Genomic DNA, 16,608 nt, shown 5'->3' with positions numbered 1-16,608 from the left:
GGCGAGGTGGATTCGTGAGCCGGTCGCGGACAAATAGGCAGAATTGCCGCGCGCGGCGCCGGATTGCGGCAGATTCTTTCGTGCCCGCACGCCGGCGGATAGACTGCAAACGCATCCAGCATGAGACGAACCGATCCGCATGGCGCCGAAAGACATCGACCGCATCGACCTGCGCATTCTCAACGTACTGCAACAGGATGCGCGCATCACCAATCAAGCGCTGGCCGATCGCGTCGCATTGTCGCCGAGCGCATGTCTGCGCCGCGTACGCGAACTGGAGACACGCGGCCTGATCACCGGCTATCGCGCGCAGGTCGCGGTCGACCGCATCCGTTCGGCCACCATCGTCGTCGCCCAGGTCACGTTCAAGGAGCACGCGCTTGACGCGTTCAGTACTTTCGACAAGCGCATCCTGACCATGCCCGAAGTGGTCGAGGCGTTTCGCATCAGCGGGACTTACGACTACATGCTGCGCGTGATCGTCAACGACGTGCACGAATGGAAGGACATCTCGCGCATGCTGCTCGGCGGCAACTACGGCGTGGAGAAAATCGTCTCGCAGTTCCTCATGGACGAGGTCAAGCCGTTCAGTGGCTATCCGCTTGCGTCGGAGCCGCGCGCGAAGTAATGGACCGCGGGGGAGCAAACCGTGCAAGGCGAATACGCAGTCGAATGCTCGATATCGACAGCGGCTAAACCCCGGTGCGCGTTCGCGCATCGAAACCGGCGTTGTGAAGAATCGCTGTGATCGCCATGCCACTACGTCGATGGCGTCGATCCTGTCGTCCGACAACCGCCGCAACACATCAGAGAGAATTCCGCATGCTTCGTTTTACCGCGTTCCTTTCGACCGTCGTGCTCTGTGCCTCGACGAATGTATATGCCGATGCGCAGCCGGCGAAAACCACCGCGTTCGTGCACGTCAACGTGGTACCGATGGATCGCGAGCGCGTGCTGCGCGATCAAACCGTACTCGTGCAGGGCGACCGCATCGTTGCCATCGGCCCCAATGTCGAAGTGCCGGCTGCCGCGCAGCGCATCGACGGACATGGCACGGCGTGGCTGTCGCCGGGGCTCGCCGACATGCACACGCATTCGCAGACCAAGAACGATCTCGCCGTCTATCTCGCCAACGGCGTGACCACGGTGCTTAACATGGGCGATTCACGCGCCGGATTCGTCGACAAGGTCGTGCCCGCGGTCAATCGCGGCGAAGTGCCGGGGCCGCATGTCTACACGAGCTTTCTCGTCGACGGCAACACGGAATACAACGGCTTCGTTCTGCGCACGCCGGACGATGCGCGTGCGTTCGTGCGGCTGGCGAAGACGAACGGTTACGATTTCATCAAGGTTTACGTCGGCCTCACCCCCGAGGTCTACTCGACGCTCGCCCAGGAAGGCCCGCGCGCCGGGCTGCCGCTGATCGGCCACGGCGTCTACGCCGTGCGACTCGACAGCCAGATTGCGCAAGGGCAGGCGCTGATCGCGCATGCCGAAGAATTCTTCTACAGCTTCTTCACGCCGCCCGGCGTCGAAGAATCCGATACGCCGCCCGACGTCAAGCGCATTGCCGATGCGGTCGCGTTGGCGAAGCGCCCTGGCGCGACGGTCACCGCCGATCTGGTCACCTATGCGGCGATCGCGCATCAGATCGGGCATCCCGAAGTCGTCGCCGGATTTCTCGCGCGGCCCGAGTCGTATTTCATGTCGCCGAACGACCGGCTGCAGTGGCAGACCAGCGGCTATGTAAACAAAACGGCGCGGCTCGAAGCCAAGCTCGAATTCCTGCGCTGCATGGTCAAGGCGATGGCCGATGCGGGCGTCGAGCTGGTCGCGGGAACGGACGCGCCGGCGGTTCCCGGCACCCTGCCGGGATTTTCGCTGCACGACGATCTCGCTGAACTCGAAGCATCGGGCCTTTCGCGCTACCAGGTGCTGACCACGGCGACGCGCGCGCCGGGCGCCTTTATCGAACGCACGAAACACAACGACCGCTTCGGCCTCGTTGCGACCGGATATCGCGCCGATCTGGTTCTCTCTTCGGCCAATCCGCTCGATTCGCTCGCGACGTTGCGCAAGCCGCTCGGCGTGATGGCGGCGGGGCAGTGGCGTGACGCGGCTGCGCTCGATGCATTGAAGGACCACGTCCGCGCAAGCTATCGGCAGGCGTCGGTCGGCTACTGACGGCACGGTTGCGCTCGCGCCTGTTCGATGCTGCCGCGGTTAGGTACTGCGCGACTGCGAATAGGCGGCGAGCGCGTCCTGACGTGATGCGGCCAGATCGACCATCGGCGCGGGATAGCCTGTGCGCCGCAGGGCGGCAGGATCGGTCCACGGTTCGTGGATCGAGTTGGTCGGCAGGTGGGCGAGTTCCGGCAGCCAGCGGCGCAGATAGACCGCATCGGCATCGAACTTGCGCGACTGCGTGACCGGATTGAACACGCGGAAGTACGGCGCCGCGTCGGCGCCGGTACCGGCGACCCATTGCCAGCCGAGCGTGTTGTTGGCGAGATCGGCATCGACCAGGGTGTCCCAGAACCAGCGTGCGCCATGCAGCCAATGCGCGCGCAGGTTCTTGGTCAGAAAACTCGCGACGACCATGCGCACGCGGTTGTGCATCCAGCCCGTATGCCAGAGTTCGCGCATGCCTGCGTCGACGAGCGGAATGCCCGTACGCCCGCGCTGCCAGCGTTCGAGCTGCGTGTCATCGACTGCGGACCAGCGGAACGCGGAGAAGCGCGGATTGAAATTGTCCTGTGTCGATGCCGGGAAGTGATAGAGCAGGTGGTGAGCGAATTCGCGCCAGCCGAGTTCGCGCAGATACGGTTCGGGATCGGGCCGGCGTCGCGCGTCGCGCGCATTCGCCCGGCGTACCAGCGCGGAGCGGATCTGCCGCGGCGTGATCTCGCCGAAATGCAGATGCGGCGACAGCCGCGAGGTGCCGTGACGCGCCGGCAGGTCGCGCGAATGTGCGTAGTCGGAGAACGCGTCGTCGCAGAATAGTTCGACGAGACCATGCGCGCCGGCTTCTCCGGGCTGCCAGGTCTCACTCATGCCTGCGTCCCAGCGGATGCGAGGCAGCAATTCGAGCGCGGCGAGAGGCGAGGCTCCGTCGGTGCGAAGCCAGCGTTCGGGCTGCGCAACGGGCAGTGCCGGCAGGTCGTCGATCGCGGTGCGCAGGGTGCGCCAGAACGGGGTGAATACGCGATACGGTTCCGCGGTCTTACTCTCGATCTGCCACGGCTCGCGCCAGAGATTGCCGGGCTTGCTGTGCACGGCGATGCCGTCGAGGCGTAGTGCTTCCTTGATGCGCGTATCGCGGGCGATTGCGGCCGGCTCGTACTGGCGGTTCCAGTAGACCGCGGTCGCACCGGTCGCGCGCACGAGTTCGCGCAGCCGCGCCAGCGAGTCGCCGTGCGCGATGTGCAGCGCGCCGCCGAGTGTGCGCAGATTTTCTTCGAGCGCCGCAAGCGAATGATGCAGCCACCAGCGGCTTGCCGCGCCGGGCTGCCACGGTGCGGCCGACTGCGGCTCGTGAATGTATACGGGCAGCACACTCGCGTGCTCGCCGCAGGCGGCACTGAGCGCCGCGTTGTCGGCAAGACGCAGGTCGCCGCGGAACCAAACGATCGCGGCGCTCATGGGTGTTTCACCCTCACGGCGGGAAAGCGAAGACGGAGGAGATCGTTTTTGCGCATAAGATGCCGCAATCATACCGGCGATCGTGCCGTTGAGACCGACAACGGCACGCGCAGCTCGCTGCGGCACGCAACATTGCGCGTACCGTAGCACCTTCAGGCAACTGCGGGAGTATGCGCCGCCTTTCCGGATGCGAAGGCCAGCGTCTCGCGAATGCCTTCCGTGTACGGCGTCTTGCGGATCGGACCGATCAGTTCGCGCAGCGCCGAGTCGTCCATCAGCAGAGGTTCGGTCATCAGATAATTCATCTCGGCGAGTTCGCGCATAAACGGATTGAACAGACCGATCAAGCGCAACATAGTCTTGCCGGCGACACGCAGCTTGAGCTTGGTGCCGGTCACGCGCTGCATTTCCGCGATCAGCTCCTGTTGGGTCGTCGCGCCGGCACCGGCCAGATGCCAGATCTTGCCGAACGCCGCAGGCGTATCGACCAAGCGCGCGACGACGGGCCCGACGTCGGGCACGTAGACGAATTCGTGCGGACGGTCGAGCGGACCGACCATGTCGGCGACGCCGCCGTTCACCGCGGCGAGCACGGCGCGATGCAGCAGACTCGCTTCGACGCCGGGGCCGTAGAAGTCGGGCAGCCGCAGCACCGTCGCGTTGATGCGGCCGTCGGCATGCGCCTGCAGCAGCAGGTCTTCCTGGGCCTTGCGCATGCGGCCCTTGAACGTATGCGGTTCGCGCGGATGGTCTTCGCGCACCGGATTTGCCTTGGCGCGGCCGTAGGGATAGACGGTGCCGATCAGGACGATGTTCTTCACCCCGGCCACGAGCGCGCCTGCGAGGGTCTTGCGCATCAGTTCCGGATGCAGCTCGAACTGCCAGTAGTTCACGCCGACCATGTAGATCAGCGTTTCGACGCCGCTTGCCGCGGCGATGACCGAGGCCGGCGAGTCGGGATTCCAGGTGACGACTTCGGCGAGCGGGTCGAGGCCGAACGCTTTGCGCAGGCTCGCTTCGCTGCGGCCGACGACGCGGTAAGCCTGGCCTCGGGCGCGGAGGGCGGTGGCGATGCTTTGGCCGATGGCGCCGGCGGCGCCGAAAAGGGCAATCTTGGACATGGGAGAACTCCGGTCGAAGTGAAAGGCTTGAAGGTCGGCGCGGTCGCTGCCGGCAATTGCAGTGTGCGCGGCTGCAGGGGAAAAGAAAATTGTCTAGAATGGATTAGCATCCATACGTAATTGCATACCATGGCCGAGAACGAACCCAACTGGGAGTGGTACCGGACTTTCCTTCACGTGCTCGAAACCGGCTCGCTGTCGGCGGCCGGCCGCGCGATGGGGCTCACTCAGCCGACCGTGGGCCGGCACATCGACAGCCTCGAAGGCGCGCTCGGGCTGAAGCTGTTCACGCGTTCGTTCGACGGCTTCGCTGCAACCGATGCGGCGCACGAGCTAAAGCCCTACGCCGCCGGCATTTCGGCGACCGCGGCGGCCTTGCGCCGGGTGGCGAGCAGTCACGGATCGGGCGTGCGCGGCATGGTCCGCATCACCGCGAGCGAAGTGGTCGGCGTGGAGGTGCTGCCACCGATCCTGACCGCGCTGCGCGAAGAATATCCAGAACTGAGCGTGGAGTTGGTCCTGTCGAACAAGGCCGATGATCTGCTGCATCGCGAAGCGGATATCGCCGTGCGCATGTTTACCCCGGAGCAGGAGGCGCTCGTGGTCAAACGCATCGGCGCCATCGAAATCGGTCTGCATGCGCATGAGCGCTATTTGGCGGCGCACGGTGTACCGAAGTCGTTGAAAGAGGTAACGCGCCATACGCTCGTCGGCTTCGATCGCGAGACTGCTTTTTTGCGGCGCATGGCCAATGAGCACAAGGTGTTCTCGCGTGACAGTTTTGCGTTTCGCGCCGACAGCGACCTGGCTCAACTCGCGGCGATCCGCGCGGGTTTCGGCATCGGCGTTTGCCAGAGCGGGATCGCGGCGCGCGACAAGCGCTTGGTCAGAGTGCTGCCGCGTCAATTTTCATTGAAGCTGGACACCTGGATCGCGATGCACGAAGACCTGAAGGGCAGCGCGCGCTGTGCGGTCACGTTCGCTGCGCTCGCCAAAGGATTGCAGGCCTACATAAAAAGCACGCCCTCTGTTTGACGCCGCGCGCGCCACGGCGCCGTTGGTACGGCGCGCATGGATTCCGTCGTGGGAAAGGAAACAAGAAGCCGTGCAGCATGCAGACGCGGATGGATCGATGCCGATGCGCCGGCCGCGTCTATATCTCGATCATCGACCGGCAGTCGCTGCAACCGGCTGATCCAACTGCTTGCCGACGCTCGCGAAGAAATTCCGATAGACCGTGGATTCACTCGCTACGCTGGTTTTCGAGTCGCCGTTGCTGTCCCACACGGTGGTGCGAAAGCGCGACCGCACCGTCGTCGCTTGTCCGCCGGTATCGGCCGCGACGGCGATCAGAGCTTCGGTGGACTGGTGGTCGGGCCGCGCAGGCAAAGGCATCCGCGTCTTCATCACGCCGCGCAGTATTTCGCGGCTTCGGCCGATCAGAGTTTCGTCGTGCCGCGCCTCGACCAGATGAAATTCGTTGTCGACGCTGATCTGCGCGTAGCCCTGTTGCTTCAGCGCCGCGGCAATGGCCGCGAGCACGGCATCGATGCTCTTGCCGGCATAGCGATGATCGCGCGCCTGCCGGAACGTCTGCTGTTGAGCATCGGTCAAGCCGACATCGACCTGAGTCGAGCTGTAGCGAAGATGATGGCCGCCGCTGCCCGTCACTTGTTCCGTGGGCTTGTCCGATTCCTGCTGCGCGGTCGACGGCGTCGCGTTCGTTGCGGCAGAACGTTCCTGGGCAAATGCCGATGACATGATGGCCGGAGAGAACGCGAGGATAACGGCGGCGAAGTAGTGCGAAGAGGGCATGGCGGCGATGACAAAGGTTCGGCGATGTGTGCCGGATTGTAGCGATCGATTTGCAGAAATCTTCGACTCGCGAAATCGATGTTGCCCGCGATTCAGCGCGGGCGGCATCGCTGCCTGCACGGCGCCCGTCGTCTGCGTAACGCTGCTATGTTGTGGCAGGCGCCCCGAACCAGGCGGCGAGCGCATCCGCAAGTCCTTGCCCGGCACCGTCTCCTACCCAGGCCACGTATCCGTCTGGTCGGATCAAAACCGCGGCGGGAGCGGCGACTGCACCAAGCACCGGAAGCTCCCATGCACCCGTATAGCGGGCGTCGATCAAGTGCACGCGATGCGTCCACGCGGCAATGTCGAAGGCGCAGGCTTCGCCAAGGTTGAGCAGCACGGGTCGCGCAGCGTGCAGCAGGCTGAAGATTCGCAGCGGGCCATCGGCTGTGATCAGGTCGAGATCGGGAATGCGCCGTCCGAGCAGCGGATGGCCTTCACCGAAGTCGTAGCGGATGTCGAGGCCCGACATCATCGCGGCGAACCGTCTGCGCGGTTCGTCCATGCCGAGCAGTTCGGACATGAATTCGAGCAGGGCTTTCGTGCGCTCGTCCGCGCGGCCGAGCGCAACCTGCGCCATCGTGATGCGCAGCACGCGCGCAGCGATCGGGTGGCGTTCGGCATGATAGGTATCGAGCAGGCTGTCCGGCGAAATTTTTTTGATTACTTGGGCCAGCTTCCATCCGAGATTCACGGCGTCCTGCACGCCGATGTTGAGGCCCTGGCCGCCCATCGGCGGATGCACGTGTGCCGCGTCGCCGGCGAGAAGAACACGCCGGTCGCGATAAGCCGCTGCTTGCCGCGCCATATCAGTGAAGCGCGAGATCCAGATCGGGCTGTGCACTCCGTAATCGGTTCCGTATACGCCGATAAGGGCTTCGCTGATATCGCGCAAGCTCGGCTCGCTGTCGGAGCGCAACTGCGATTCCTTCAGTACGAACCGCGCCGATCCGCCGTCGCCCTTGCCGATCGCGTGCGTGCCGACAGCATCCTTGCGAAAGCCCCATTGCGGTTCCTCGGTGGTTTCCGCCTCGGCGATCAGCCAGCTTGCCGTCGCCTCCCAGCCGGGGAATTCGATGCCCGCGGTCTTGCGCACGAGGCTGCGCCCTCCGTCGCAGCCGACCAGATAGTCCGCGCGCAGCGAACGGCCATCCGACAGTTCGATGTCAACGCCGCCGTCGTCCTGCGCGAAGCCGGTCACTTCGCAACCGTGATGGACTGGCACGCCTAGCCCATCGACCCAGGCAGCCAGCAGGCGTTCGCTGTCGCTCTGCCACAGTCCGAGCGTGTAGTTGTGCCGGCTCGGTAGGTCGCTGATATCGAGCGGCATGTGAAAGTACACGGCTGGGTGTTTTTTTCCTTGCGAGACGAAACGATCGACGATGCCGCGTTGGTCGAGGATTTCTAGCGTGCGCGCGTGCAGTCCGCTCGCGCGCGAGCCGATCACGTTTTGCATCGCGCGTCGCTCGACGATGACGACGTCGATACCGGCCAAGGCCAGTTCGCCCGCGAGCATCAGTCCCGTCGGGCCGCCTCCGGCTATCACCACGTCATGCCGAGTCATGAGCGCACCTCGATTGCCTGGGCGGTGGCGACTACCGGTGTTTTACTTCGATCTGTTTGTCGTGCTTGTGTCCGTGCGGCAAGCGTGAAAGTCGATTCAAGATTTGCGCGGGATGCGCATTTCGACGACGGTCCGTTCATTTCGCCACTCCTGCTTTCGCGAGGTAATTTCGAGGCGGCGATTGAGCAATACGAGAGGGGGCTTGCGGCAAGCCCCCCATGATTTAAGATATTGATAGGGACGGAGACCGATTTTCCGAATCCCGATTTCGCCCGCAACGGGCGAGCCCGCTCCGCGACGCCGCAGAGCGCTTCTTTCTTCCTATCGACTGCATCGAGCGCGCGCCGTCGTCGCCGGCGAGTGCTTGCGCGAACGCGATTCGCCCGCGCGTGCGAAACCGTATCGGAGAAGGACCGTACTCAGCGGTCGGCATGCGAGTTTTATGTGACGGCGGCCGCGCTTCCCCAAACCTCATCGGGGCAATAAATCAGTCCGTCGGCATAGCGCACGGCCTTGGCGCGGTCATTCGCCAGAAAGGTCGGGCCATCGAGATCCCTCAGATCGCAACGCTGACCGAGCACGAAGGCGGGCGCTTGCGACCAGCTCGTGCCGGTCATGTTGCCAACCATGACGCCGAAGCCCATGCGGCGTGCGGTCTGCTCCATCGCGAGCGCATGGGTCAGACCGCCGCACTTGTCGAGTTTGATATTGATGATATCGACCAGGCCGCGCAAAGCCTCCAAATCATCGCTGTCCTGCACGCTCTCGTCCGCGGCGATAGGAATCGTGCGGTCGATCCCGGCCAGGTCGCGGTCGCGGCCGATCGCAAAAGGCTGCTCGATCAATTCGACCTTGCACGCACGCAGCGTCGGCATGATGGCTTCGAGGGATTGCGGAGTGAAGCCGCGGTTGCCGTCCACGCCGATCCAAGTGTCGGGCCGCGACGCCCGTACCGCTTCGACGCGTTCGCGGTCGGCTTCGTTGCCGGCAAGTTTGAGCTTGATTGCGCGGGCGTGGTGCATGGCTCCGGCCTTGGCCGCCATGCGTGCGGGCGAGTCGATGCCGATGGTGAAGACGGTCGGCAGCGGCGTGGCGCGTTCCAGTCCGGCCAAACGCCAAACCGGCACGCCGGTCCGCGCCGCCTCAAGCTCCCAGAGCGCAGCGTCGAGTGCATTGCGCGCGCCGCAGGGTGGAAGCAATCGCTGCAGTTCGGCGCGATCGACGCCGCTTTCGATTGCCGGCGCGACTTCGCTTACCTGGCGCACGATATTGGCCGCACCGTCGCCACGGTAGTAGACGCCGCAGGCTTCTCCGCGTCCGCGCGCGCCGTCGTCCTCCAGCTCGACCATGGCGAGTTCGGCATGGGTGAATGTTTCACCCGAGATCGCGAAGGGCTCGATCATTTCCCATCGCTCGGCACGCACGCTCAGTTTCATCGGTTCACCTCGCAAACTGCGAAGATGATCGAAGTCGCGCGCAGGCACTTTGCCGTTGCGCCCGGCGTTTCGCCGAAACGCGCGATCTGACAAGTCGCAAACCGTTTTCGAGAAGTGCGTCTTGCCGATGCCGGTGACGATCCTGCACACGATAAAAATTTCCGCGAGAGAAGGCGGGGGAGGCCCGGGTGACGATGAAATGGTTACGGTTCGCGTGCATGGCGCTACCGATTCTGACGTTCGACAACATTGCCTGGGCGCAGTCGGAGCAGAATCAGATCGCTGCGAGCGTCAACCTCGTCAGCGATTGGGTATGGCGCGGTCTTTCGCAGACCGAAGGCGGTCCTGCGCTGATCGGCGAAGTGAAATGGAATCATCAGAGCGGGTTTTTTGCCGGTGCGGTCGCGGCGAATTTTTCGTCGGATCGCGGGCGCGATTCAGGACTCGCCCTGATCCCGTTCTTCGGCTTCAACCGCACGCTCGCCGGCATCAATTTCGACAGCGGCTTTCTGCATCGCGAATATGTCGGCGCGCGCAACGGCAGTATCGACGAGCTCAGTTTCTCCGCAGCCTTCAAGCTCGGCGCGATCAGCCTGCGGCCCGGCATTTTCTACGATCTGCATCATTATCTGCCCGGCCATCCGACCTATCTCTACGTCGATGGGCGAACCAAGCTCACGCAGATCGGCGACACGCCCGTTTCCCTGTCCGTTCACCTCGGCAGCTTCGACGCGCAGGGTTCGGCGAACGACTATTCGACCTGGCAGCTCGGACTGTCGGCACCGGCCGGCGGCATCACCTATGCGGTGAAACTCAGCAATGCCGATATCGATGCGAGCCGCGCGCAATTGGAAGGAAGCCGGCATGGGGGAACGCGGCTGGTGTTGTCGGCTTTCAAGTTGTTTTGACTCTAGCGAAGCGGTACGGCGTGCAGCCGAAAACCGTGGCTACGTTCGGCCGGCAAGTCGCCGTCGTGCGAAGTCTTGAGATAGTCTGCGTTTCGCAGATTGGCTCGAATGGTTCACGTCCAGCGGCGCGGATAAGCGTCACTGCTACGCGATTCTTGAACTGCCGATGACAAGCCACGTGAATAGCCCCAAGTAGGAGATGCCGCAGAGCAAAGCAAGTGCGCAGCGAAGCGAGCACAAGGCGTGCGCGCGGCTTGCTACAAGAATGCCATAGGGGACCGCGACGATTTGAACAACAGCGGCAATAGAAAATACAAACAACATGGCCGCAAGTGTTCCATCGCGCCATGGTGGTGGGATGAAGGCGAGATAATTTGCTTCAGAAGTGGTTGCTAGCAAGAGAAAGACAAGAAGCACTAGCGCAATGAGCGGTGCTCGCCCCAAAACTGAATACGGGAATTTTGGTACAAAAAACACTTCTCGCACGTGATGCCTGATGCTCGAGCTAAGCGGCCGCTGCCGCGGCGGGGCAGAATACCGCAACCCGTCGCGGCGGTCAGCTTGAGCGAATAGTTAGGCACGGCTTGTATAGGCAAAGCGAATTGCAACTAGGCCTACCGTGAACCAAAACGCCTGCCAAAAATGGTTGCGCGGAATGATGTTGGGATTGGTGTGCGCATGGCGCCGAGCAATGAAAAGCGAAAGCAGCCCGGAAGCGATTGGGGAAAGCACGAGATTGGCGATACGAAGTGCGGGGATGGAAATAAATGTTGGCGAAAAGACGAAGGTTGAACCCCAGGCGATGAAGCCACCCAGAAGCAGCCACCCAAAACACCAACCAGCGATTCGCTCAGGCTCGGGTGTTTTCCTATTGCGAGAAGGCCAGTCGAACGGAATTTCAGCAACGATGTTGAAAAAAAATTCGACGATGAACTGAATTAAGACGATCAGGAATTCTTCCATGCGCTTCTGCCGCGCCTAACGCTTGAGGTAGGTAGTCGTTGCCACACTGCGTGCCGGACTACAGCTGATCTACAGCAGAGGTCCGCTTGATCGGCTAGTCAGGTCTGGCGTTAATGGGGTGTTTTGCACTCTTTGGCTACCAGTGGCTCCATGAAAGCTTCCAAAGTGCCATCTGACTCGTGTTGCGCAAACTCTTCTATTTTGGGAATGCGCGCGGAAGGTTTTTGGGCCGTCATGGAGCGATACGCTTTCAGCATGCTTTTAATTCCGGCAACCTGGCCGGCTATCACATTGCCCTTTTTGGAAGGGTCTTCAATTTGAAGCGCAGCACTTCCAAAAATGTGTTGCGCTGCAAGCTCTCCGCTATAGGGGATGGATTTGTTGGGGATAGGCGAAAGGAGGCCAGGGCAGACGAGGTCTATTACGTCTTTGCTTTTTTCTTCCCACCGCAGAAGAGCGGTTCGAACGAGTGGGGCGTCCTTGTTGAATGGATCTTTCTCTAGGAATCTCGTTAAGGCGACCACATCGCCGTTCTCGACACCTTTCTCACTTAGTGCGAAACCATCGGCTGCGAAGCCAAGGCAGCCTAGAACAATCAAAAGAGTTATGAGCCGCACGCGGTTCTCCTAGGCCAAACGTCTGAGCTAAGCGGCCGCCGCCGCGATGCGCTGCAGTCTAACGCAGACCGGCCCGTCGCAGCGGTCCGCTTGAGTGAATAGCTAGGCGAACTTGGCATTGATGTTCTCGCGCCATGTGACCAAAATGGAAGCCACCTCGAGATCATGCTCGGGTCTTGGCGAGAGGCCCATGCGGCCTGTTGCAACCGAGCCGAGGAAGGTAGCGATTACTTCCGGACTTGCACCGCTACGAAGCAAACCGAATACCTGTGGCAGATAACCATGGTACTCGTCGCGAGCTTGAGGGACATCCGAGATGCCGATCGGGTCCCACCTGTAGTGGAGGACCTCATCGACAGTGCGATAGAGCTCTTGATCCTTTGGGCTAAGCCTGGAGCTCATGTATTGCCTGCCGCCTTAGTTAACGTGCCGCGCGAGGCGCTGGATTATCACGGTGACAGGTCACAGTCGCGTTGAGTGCCCAGTTAAGCGCAGACTGCACGAGCTAGCCGCTGGTGGAAATGGGAACGCCTGCTGCTTGCAATATTGCATTGAGCCGAGTTGGATTGCCAGTTGCTCCGAGTTCGACGACAAAGGCCCCGTTTTTATAGACCCGCAGGTAACCGCACTGATAACAAAGCAGAAAATCGTAGACAGTCGCTCGGTACACGATGCGCAGTGCTACCCGCGGATCAAAACAGCCTGCCCAATAACCTGGATCTTTCCATGTCATGTAGGCGTCGCGGAATTCGGCTTTCGCGACCGCGGCTTTGGCCCCGGAAAGTGGAATTGTTCCGAGTATTTGATAACCGAAATAGGTGGCGTCTTCTTTTCTTGCCCAAGGTTCAAGGGAATAGAGCGTAACGTCTGTGGGTGAAGCTAAGGCGAGTTCTGCATCGTGCGGGAGGCGATGCGTTCTTGGCCCCGCACATGCCGCCAGGAAAACAAGAGATAGGAACAAAGTGAGATTCAGACTGCGGAGCATGTGAATTTAGATGCCTAACACTTGAGCTAAGCGGCTGCGGTCGTGATGGGTGTGAGGATGCCGCAAGCCATCGCAGCGGTGCGGCTTGAGCGAATAGTTAGCCGGCGGCGCTGGCAGATAGACCGCAATGCTGACAATGAACACGAGGCTCCCATATACGAGATAGTGTGCCGGATTTTCCGCAACGAGGGCACGGGCGTCTGGAAAGAAGCCAGGCACCTATGTTTCCAATCAGGACCCAGGACGCTAATGAGGAGAACACGGCCCAAGAAGGAGCTTGATGGCCGTAGTGCGAGTGATATGCGATGGAAAACACCAGGCCGAAGGGCGGCCAGAAAACCGCCCAGAGCACAACGAAAGCTCGCGCTATTTTCACGTGCCGCCAGAGTAGAGTTGACTCCATTCTTATGAGCCGCCTAAAGCTTGAGCTAAGCGGCCGCTGCCGCTGGGAATATCAGGATACCGCTAGTCGTCGCAGCAGTCCGGCTGAGCGAATGGTCAGACATCGCATTTGTTCCGCGATCACAGGAACGCACATTTGAAACGTACGTAGTGACGTAATTGTTCGCTCAGGCTTGTGCCATCTGGATACTTCAGGTCAGTGATGACCCAAATGCCGTCAATGCTGGATAGTTCAAGATTGATTTCATGAGGCTCGTCATGAAGGTACTTCAGCGCGGCGACGACTGATGCCGACTTTGAGCTCTGAGTCTTTACAAGGATGCGATCGGCACCCGTTGCGTCCCCCCAAGTTTGGGCGAAAATTGCCGTCTCCCAAATGGGAGGCTTTAGCCCAGCAGGCGTGTCTTTGACACATGCGGCTTCAGCCGCCTGCGCTTGCCGCAGTAGCTTTGCAAAGCCCGGGGAAATGAAACGCGTAATGGACTTAAGCGCAGTCGAGTCCGGTAGTCCATGGCTATGAAGAGCTACATCCGTACTGTAAAACGCACGAACCACTTGGTCTGGAGACGGGTTGGGCTGCACGTCAATCGCGAGAGCCATCGCCACGATGAAATAGGGAAGTCCCATGGGTTGCCTAGCGCCTGAGCTAAGCGGCCGTTGCCGCGATGAATGTCAGGATACCGCAACCCGTCGTGGCGGTCCGTTTGAGCGAATGGTCAGGACTCGGCTTGGCTCACTCGACCTTAATGCACTTGCCGTAGATGGCATTTTGACCGACCCAACCGTTGATGAAGCCCTTGTTGTTGCCGATTTGATAGCGATGCTCTTGGATCGCCTTGATCAGGTGCAGGTACTCGTTTCCCGAGACCTTGCACAGAACGATGTCGCCAACGGCAAGTGAGGAAAAGTCCTGCACGGGAGCCACGGTGCAGAGTTGACCTGACTCTATCCTGCCCGACATCGAACCTCCACGCGGACGAAATGAGACAACTTCTCCTGCCCTCAGCTTGGCGATGTAGTGTGTTGCCCAGCCCATAGTTCTCCGAGTTGCAAATGCGTTGTCGCTGAGGCCTAACGCTTGAGCTAAGTGGCCGCGGCCGCGATCGGTTTGAGGATACCGCAAACTGGCGCAGCGGCCCGCTTGAGCGAGCAGTTAGAATTTTGGTGGAAATTCGACCCAAAGGCGTTGAAGCGGATGATGCTCTTGGACTGTCTGAATTGCGTCATAGATTGCAGCTTGATCGCGGAGTGGAATTGGCTTTGCGAAATTAGTCACATCGTGTCCGGCGGCGCGGAGTGTGTGGAGCTCCTCTCCGGAAAGCACATTAGCGTTAACCCATAGCTGAGGCGGAACTTGGCCCAGTGCGGTGACCAAATGTTCATAGCCGTCGCGGGTTAGCACGAGAGTGACCATTGAGTTCTAACGCTTGAGCTGAGCTGCCACTGCCGCAGTACGTGGCAGCATAGTGCAACCCGTCACGGCGGTTCGCTTGAGCGAGTACTCAGTTTGCATTTGCAGATACCACCGACTGGAGTATGAACTGCTGAGCACCTTCGGGCATCCCTTGCTTAGGCAGGTTTAGCGATGCGAAGGGACTTATGACGAGAATGACGTAGTCACCGACGTCCCAAACGTACTTGAAACGCTTCCAGCCGATGGTAGCCTCGCCATTTTGATTTTTTAGGGTTAGCCCGTTGGCTCCGATACCTACAAACTGCTCTGGGTTCTTGCGGGCAAACCTCGCCGCGGCAATCGGTCGTGCGACAAGGAAGCCTATCGGGAAGATCAATGAGAAAAAGAAAAATGTGATAAACACACCGAGCGGCCACGAGTCGCCGCCGGTGCGATACATGAAAAGCGTTGCGAGCCCGAAAAAGACCGGCGGGAGAACCGTTCTCCAGGGGCGCAGCTTGAGCACGGAGCGGATATAGAAAGCTCTGGCCGCGCGCTTGGCAGCCTCTTCGTCAAGGTGCGCTACATAGCTGAAAGTTGTGCTCACGAGAATGCTCTCACATTGATGCGACCTAACGCTTGAGTTAAGCGGCCGCTGCCGCAATGTTCAGCACGTTACTGCAACCTCACCGCAACGGTCGGCTTGCGCGAATAATTAGATATTAGACGCGCCATACGGTCTCAGACTACCCAGGACCGGCAGTGGAGCGCCTGTTGAGTGATGCCAATGCACCTCAACATGAGCCACTTGTGTTGCAGTAGCTTGAACTATGAAGCCGACGCTTTCGCCTTGTGAGGTATTGCCCTCAGCATCTGCCACGCGCAGGAGTTTCGGCTTTGAAGTCCCGGGAATCCCGAAGCTTACGCTTGCGCAACCGCATGGACAGCAATGGACAACTTGCAGCTGAGATAAGCCCTCAAGCATTACAGGTTCTGCCTGAAAGGTAGATGCGACCGACAGCGCCTCCCGAATGAGAGCGACTTCGTATGCAGAGATTGGTCTGGGTAACGTAGCGCTCACACGTACCACACCTGGCGCTTGAGCGAAGCAGCCGCCACCGCGATGGGTGTCAGTATACTGCCCCCCAACGCAGCGGTCTGCTTTTGCCAATACTCAACCACCGGATTGCGCGCGGTAGTAAAGGGCAATTCCACGGCGTTGCAGAAACGCCGAGACGATACAGCCGAAAATGCCCGCCGCTATGATCATAGCGACAGCTCCGAGATCCGTAGCAACGACATGGCCTAAAGCCGAGTCGAGATGGGATCTACCCCAGGCAATGACGGCGAACGCGATTAGGAACTGCGCGATGCATAGGAGAATACCGAAAGGTTTGATCCGAATGAGGCTGCGTGGGGCGGAGCGCTGAAGAAGCAGCCGGGTGAGTAGTAGGCTGATACCAATAAGCACAACAGCGATTGCCGTCGCTAAGCCGAAGATCAGCAAGAAAGGGTTCATAAAGCCTTAGTTCTGAGGTAGCTAACGCTTGAGCCAAACGGCCGCTGCCGTGATGAATGCAGGATACCGCAATCCGTCACAGTGATCCGCCCGCGCCGATGGCTTCGATCACTTGACTGCACACTCGCGGAGAGCGCACAACTGCGAGCCGATTTTGTATCGTTCACTCGCATCTCCCCCGAGTACGCACGAACATGCGGC

Annotated in this window: 17 protein-coding genes; 4 read left to right on the top strand and 13 right to left on the bottom strand. The window is 60.7% G+C overall.

The window, feature by feature from the left end:
- Positions 1-139: 139 nt before the first annotated feature.
- Both FFS30_RS08965 and FFS30_RS08960 read left to right on the top strand, forming a co-directional pair.
- Positions 140-628, top strand: coding sequence for an Lrp/AsnC family transcriptional regulator (locus tag FFS30_RS08965; protein ID WP_137912808.1), 489 nt, complete (start codon positions 140-142; stop codon positions 626-628).
- A gap of 194 nt (positions 629-822) precedes the next feature.
- Positions 823-2,184 carry an amidohydrolase family protein gene (locus FFS30_RS08960; protein WP_171014532.1) on the top strand — a complete coding sequence of 454 codons (1,362 nt, stop codon included), beginning with the start codon at positions 823-825 and terminating at the stop codon, positions 2,182-2,184.
- A gap of 39 nt (positions 2,185-2,223) precedes the next feature.
- On the opposite strand, the gene FFS30_RS08955 is transcribed toward FFS30_RS08960, so the two are convergent.
- Positions 2,224-3,642, bottom strand: coding sequence for a deoxyribodipyrimidine photo-lyase (locus tag FFS30_RS08955; protein WP_137912806.1), 1,419 nt, complete (start codon positions 3,640-3,642; stop codon positions 2,224-2,226).
- Positions 3,643-3,794: 152 nt separating this feature from the next.
- Positions 3,795-4,763 (bottom strand): NAD-dependent epimerase/dehydratase family protein, encoded by a 969-nt coding sequence (locus FFS30_RS08950; protein ID WP_137912805.1) that lies wholly within the window; start codon positions 4,761-4,763, stop codon positions 3,795-3,797.
- A gap of 129 nt (positions 4,764-4,892) precedes the next feature.
- Between FFS30_RS08950 and FFS30_RS08945 the strand changes: the two genes are divergently transcribed.
- Positions 4,893-5,798, top strand: a complete 906-nt coding sequence (locus FFS30_RS08945; RefSeq protein WP_137912804.1) for a LysR family transcriptional regulator — start codon at positions 4,893-4,895, stop codon at positions 5,796-5,798.
- Between the two features lie 129 nt (positions 5,799-5,927).
- Here FFS30_RS08945 and FFS30_RS08940 read toward each other — a convergent pair whose 3' ends face one another.
- From FFS30_RS08940 to FFS30_RS08930, 3 genes are all read right to left on the bottom strand, one after another.
- Positions 5,928-6,785 (bottom strand): hypothetical protein, encoded by an 858-nt coding sequence (locus FFS30_RS08940; RefSeq protein WP_137912803.1) that lies wholly within the window; start codon positions 6,783-6,785, stop codon positions 5,928-5,930.
- A complete protein-coding gene (locus FFS30_RS08935) occupies positions 6,724-8,184 on the bottom strand; it encodes an FAD-dependent monooxygenase (RefSeq protein ID WP_137912802.1) in 1,461 nt (486 codons plus the stop codon). Before FFS30_RS08935 ends, FFS30_RS08940 begins: the two co-directional genes overlap by 62 nt.
- 440 nt (positions 8,185-8,624) lie before the next feature.
- Positions 8,625-9,620, bottom strand: coding sequence for a dipeptide epimerase (locus FFS30_RS08930; RefSeq protein WP_137912801.1), 996 nt, complete (start codon positions 9,618-9,620; stop codon positions 8,625-8,627).
- Between the two features lie 218 nt (positions 9,621-9,838).
- Here FFS30_RS08930 and FFS30_RS08925 point away from each other — a divergent pair, with 218 nt between their 5' ends.
- Positions 9,839-10,528, top strand: coding sequence for a TorF family putative porin (locus FFS30_RS08925; protein ID WP_171014531.1), 690 nt, complete (start codon positions 9,839-9,841; stop codon positions 10,526-10,528).
- A 573-nt stretch (positions 10,529-11,101) separates the two neighbouring features.
- Here FFS30_RS08925 and FFS30_RS08920 read toward each other — a convergent pair.
- The 8 genes from FFS30_RS08920 to FFS30_RS08885 all read right to left on the bottom strand — a co-directional run bounded on the left by FFS30_RS08920 (position 11,102) and on the right by FFS30_RS08885 (position 16,407).
- The gene (locus tag FFS30_RS08920; protein WP_137912799.1) at positions 11,102-11,491 is read right to left on the bottom strand and encodes a hypothetical protein; all 390 of its coding nucleotides are present in this window, start codon (positions 11,489-11,491) and stop codon (positions 11,102-11,104) included.
- A gap of 110 nt (positions 11,492-11,601) precedes the next feature.
- A complete protein-coding gene (locus tag FFS30_RS08915) occupies positions 11,602-12,108 on the bottom strand; it encodes a hypothetical protein (RefSeq protein WP_137912798.1) in 507 nt (168 codons plus the stop codon).
- Positions 12,109-12,210: 102 nt separating this feature from the next.
- Positions 12,211-12,510, bottom strand: a complete 300-nt coding sequence (locus FFS30_RS08910; RefSeq protein ID WP_137912797.1) for a hypothetical protein — start codon at positions 12,508-12,510, stop codon at positions 12,211-12,213.
- Between the two features lie 103 nt (positions 12,511-12,613).
- Positions 12,614-13,093, bottom strand: a complete 480-nt coding sequence (locus tag FFS30_RS08905; protein WP_137912796.1) for a hypothetical protein — start codon at positions 13,091-13,093, stop codon at positions 12,614-12,616.
- A 522-nt stretch (positions 13,094-13,615) separates the two neighbouring features.
- Positions 13,616-14,122, bottom strand: a complete 507-nt coding sequence (locus FFS30_RS08900) for a DUF3828 domain-containing protein (protein ID WP_137912795.1) — start codon at positions 14,120-14,122, stop codon at positions 13,616-13,618.
- Between the two features lie 106 nt (positions 14,123-14,228).
- Entirely contained in the window at positions 14,229-14,531 is a 303-nt protein-coding gene (locus tag FFS30_RS08895; protein ID WP_137912794.1) for a hypothetical protein, read from the bottom strand.
- Between the two features lie 466 nt (positions 14,532-14,997).
- Positions 14,998-15,495: a YcxB family protein gene (locus FFS30_RS08890; RefSeq protein ID WP_137912793.1), complete on the bottom strand. Its 498-nt coding sequence runs from the start codon at positions 15,493-15,495 to the stop codon at positions 14,998-15,000.
- A 567-nt stretch (positions 15,496-16,062) separates the two neighbouring features.
- A complete protein-coding gene (locus FFS30_RS08885; RefSeq protein WP_137912792.1) occupies positions 16,063-16,407 on the bottom strand; it encodes a hypothetical protein in 345 nt (114 codons plus the stop codon).
- Between the last annotated feature and the right edge of the window lie 201 nt (positions 16,408-16,608).

This window comes from Rudaea sp. 3F27F6 (genome assembly GCF_005503555.1).
GTDB lineage: Bacteria > Pseudomonadota > Gammaproteobacteria > Xanthomonadales > Rhodanobacteraceae > Rudaea.
This window is presented reverse-complemented; position numbering and strand designations above follow the sequence as displayed.

Bases quoted from the DNA above. Each gene is read 5' to 3' on its own strand.
- FFS30_RS08920 (WP_137912799.1), bottom strand. From the start codon at position 11,491: ATGGAAGAATTCCTGATCGTCTTAATTCAGTTCATCGTCGAATTTTTT.
- FFS30_RS08900 (WP_137912795.1), bottom strand. From the start codon at position 14,122: ATGGGACTTCCCTATTTCATCGTGGCGATGGCTCTCGCGATTGACGTG.
- FFS30_RS08945 (WP_137912804.1), top strand. From the start codon at position 4,893: ATGGCCGAGAACGAACCCAACTGGGAGTGGTACCGGACTTTCCTTCAC.
- FFS30_RS08965 (WP_137912808.1), top strand. From the start codon at position 140: ATGGCGCCGAAAGACATCGACCGCATCGACCTGCGCATTCTCAACGTA.
- FFS30_RS08925 (WP_171014531.1), top strand. From the start codon at position 9,839: ATGGCGCTACCGATTCTGACGTTCGACAACATTGCCTGGGCGCAGTCG.
- FFS30_RS08895 (WP_137912794.1), bottom strand. From the start codon at position 14,531: ATGGGCTGGGCAACACACTACATCGCCAAGCTGAGGGCAGGAGAAGTT.
- FFS30_RS08910 (WP_137912797.1), bottom strand. From the start codon at position 12,510: ATGAGCTCCAGGCTTAGCCCAAAGGATCAAGAGCTCTATCGCACTGTC.
- FFS30_RS08905 (WP_137912796.1), bottom strand. From the start codon at position 13,093: ATGCTCCGCAGTCTGAATCTCACTTTGTTCCTATCTCTTGTTTTCCTG.
- FFS30_RS08960 (WP_171014532.1), top strand. From the start codon at position 823: ATGCTTCGTTTTACCGCGTTCCTTTCGACCGTCGTGCTCTGTGCCTCG.
- FFS30_RS08885 (WP_137912792.1), bottom strand. From the start codon at position 16,407: ATGAACCCTTTCTTGCTGATCTTCGGCTTAGCGACGGCAATCGCTGTT.
- FFS30_RS08935 (WP_137912802.1), bottom strand. From the start codon at position 8,184: ATGACTCGGCATGACGTGGTGATAGCCGGAGGCGGCCCGACGGGACTG.
- FFS30_RS08955 (WP_137912806.1), bottom strand. From the start codon at position 3,642: ATGAGCGCCGCGATCGTTTGGTTCCGCGGCGACCTGCGTCTTGCCGAC.
- FFS30_RS08950 (WP_137912805.1), bottom strand. From the start codon at position 4,763: ATGTCCAAGATTGCCCTTTTCGGCGCCGCCGGCGCCATCGGCCAAAGC.
- FFS30_RS08930 (WP_137912801.1), bottom strand. From the start codon at position 9,620: ATGAAACTGAGCGTGCGTGCCGAGCGATGGGAAATGATCGAGCCCTTC.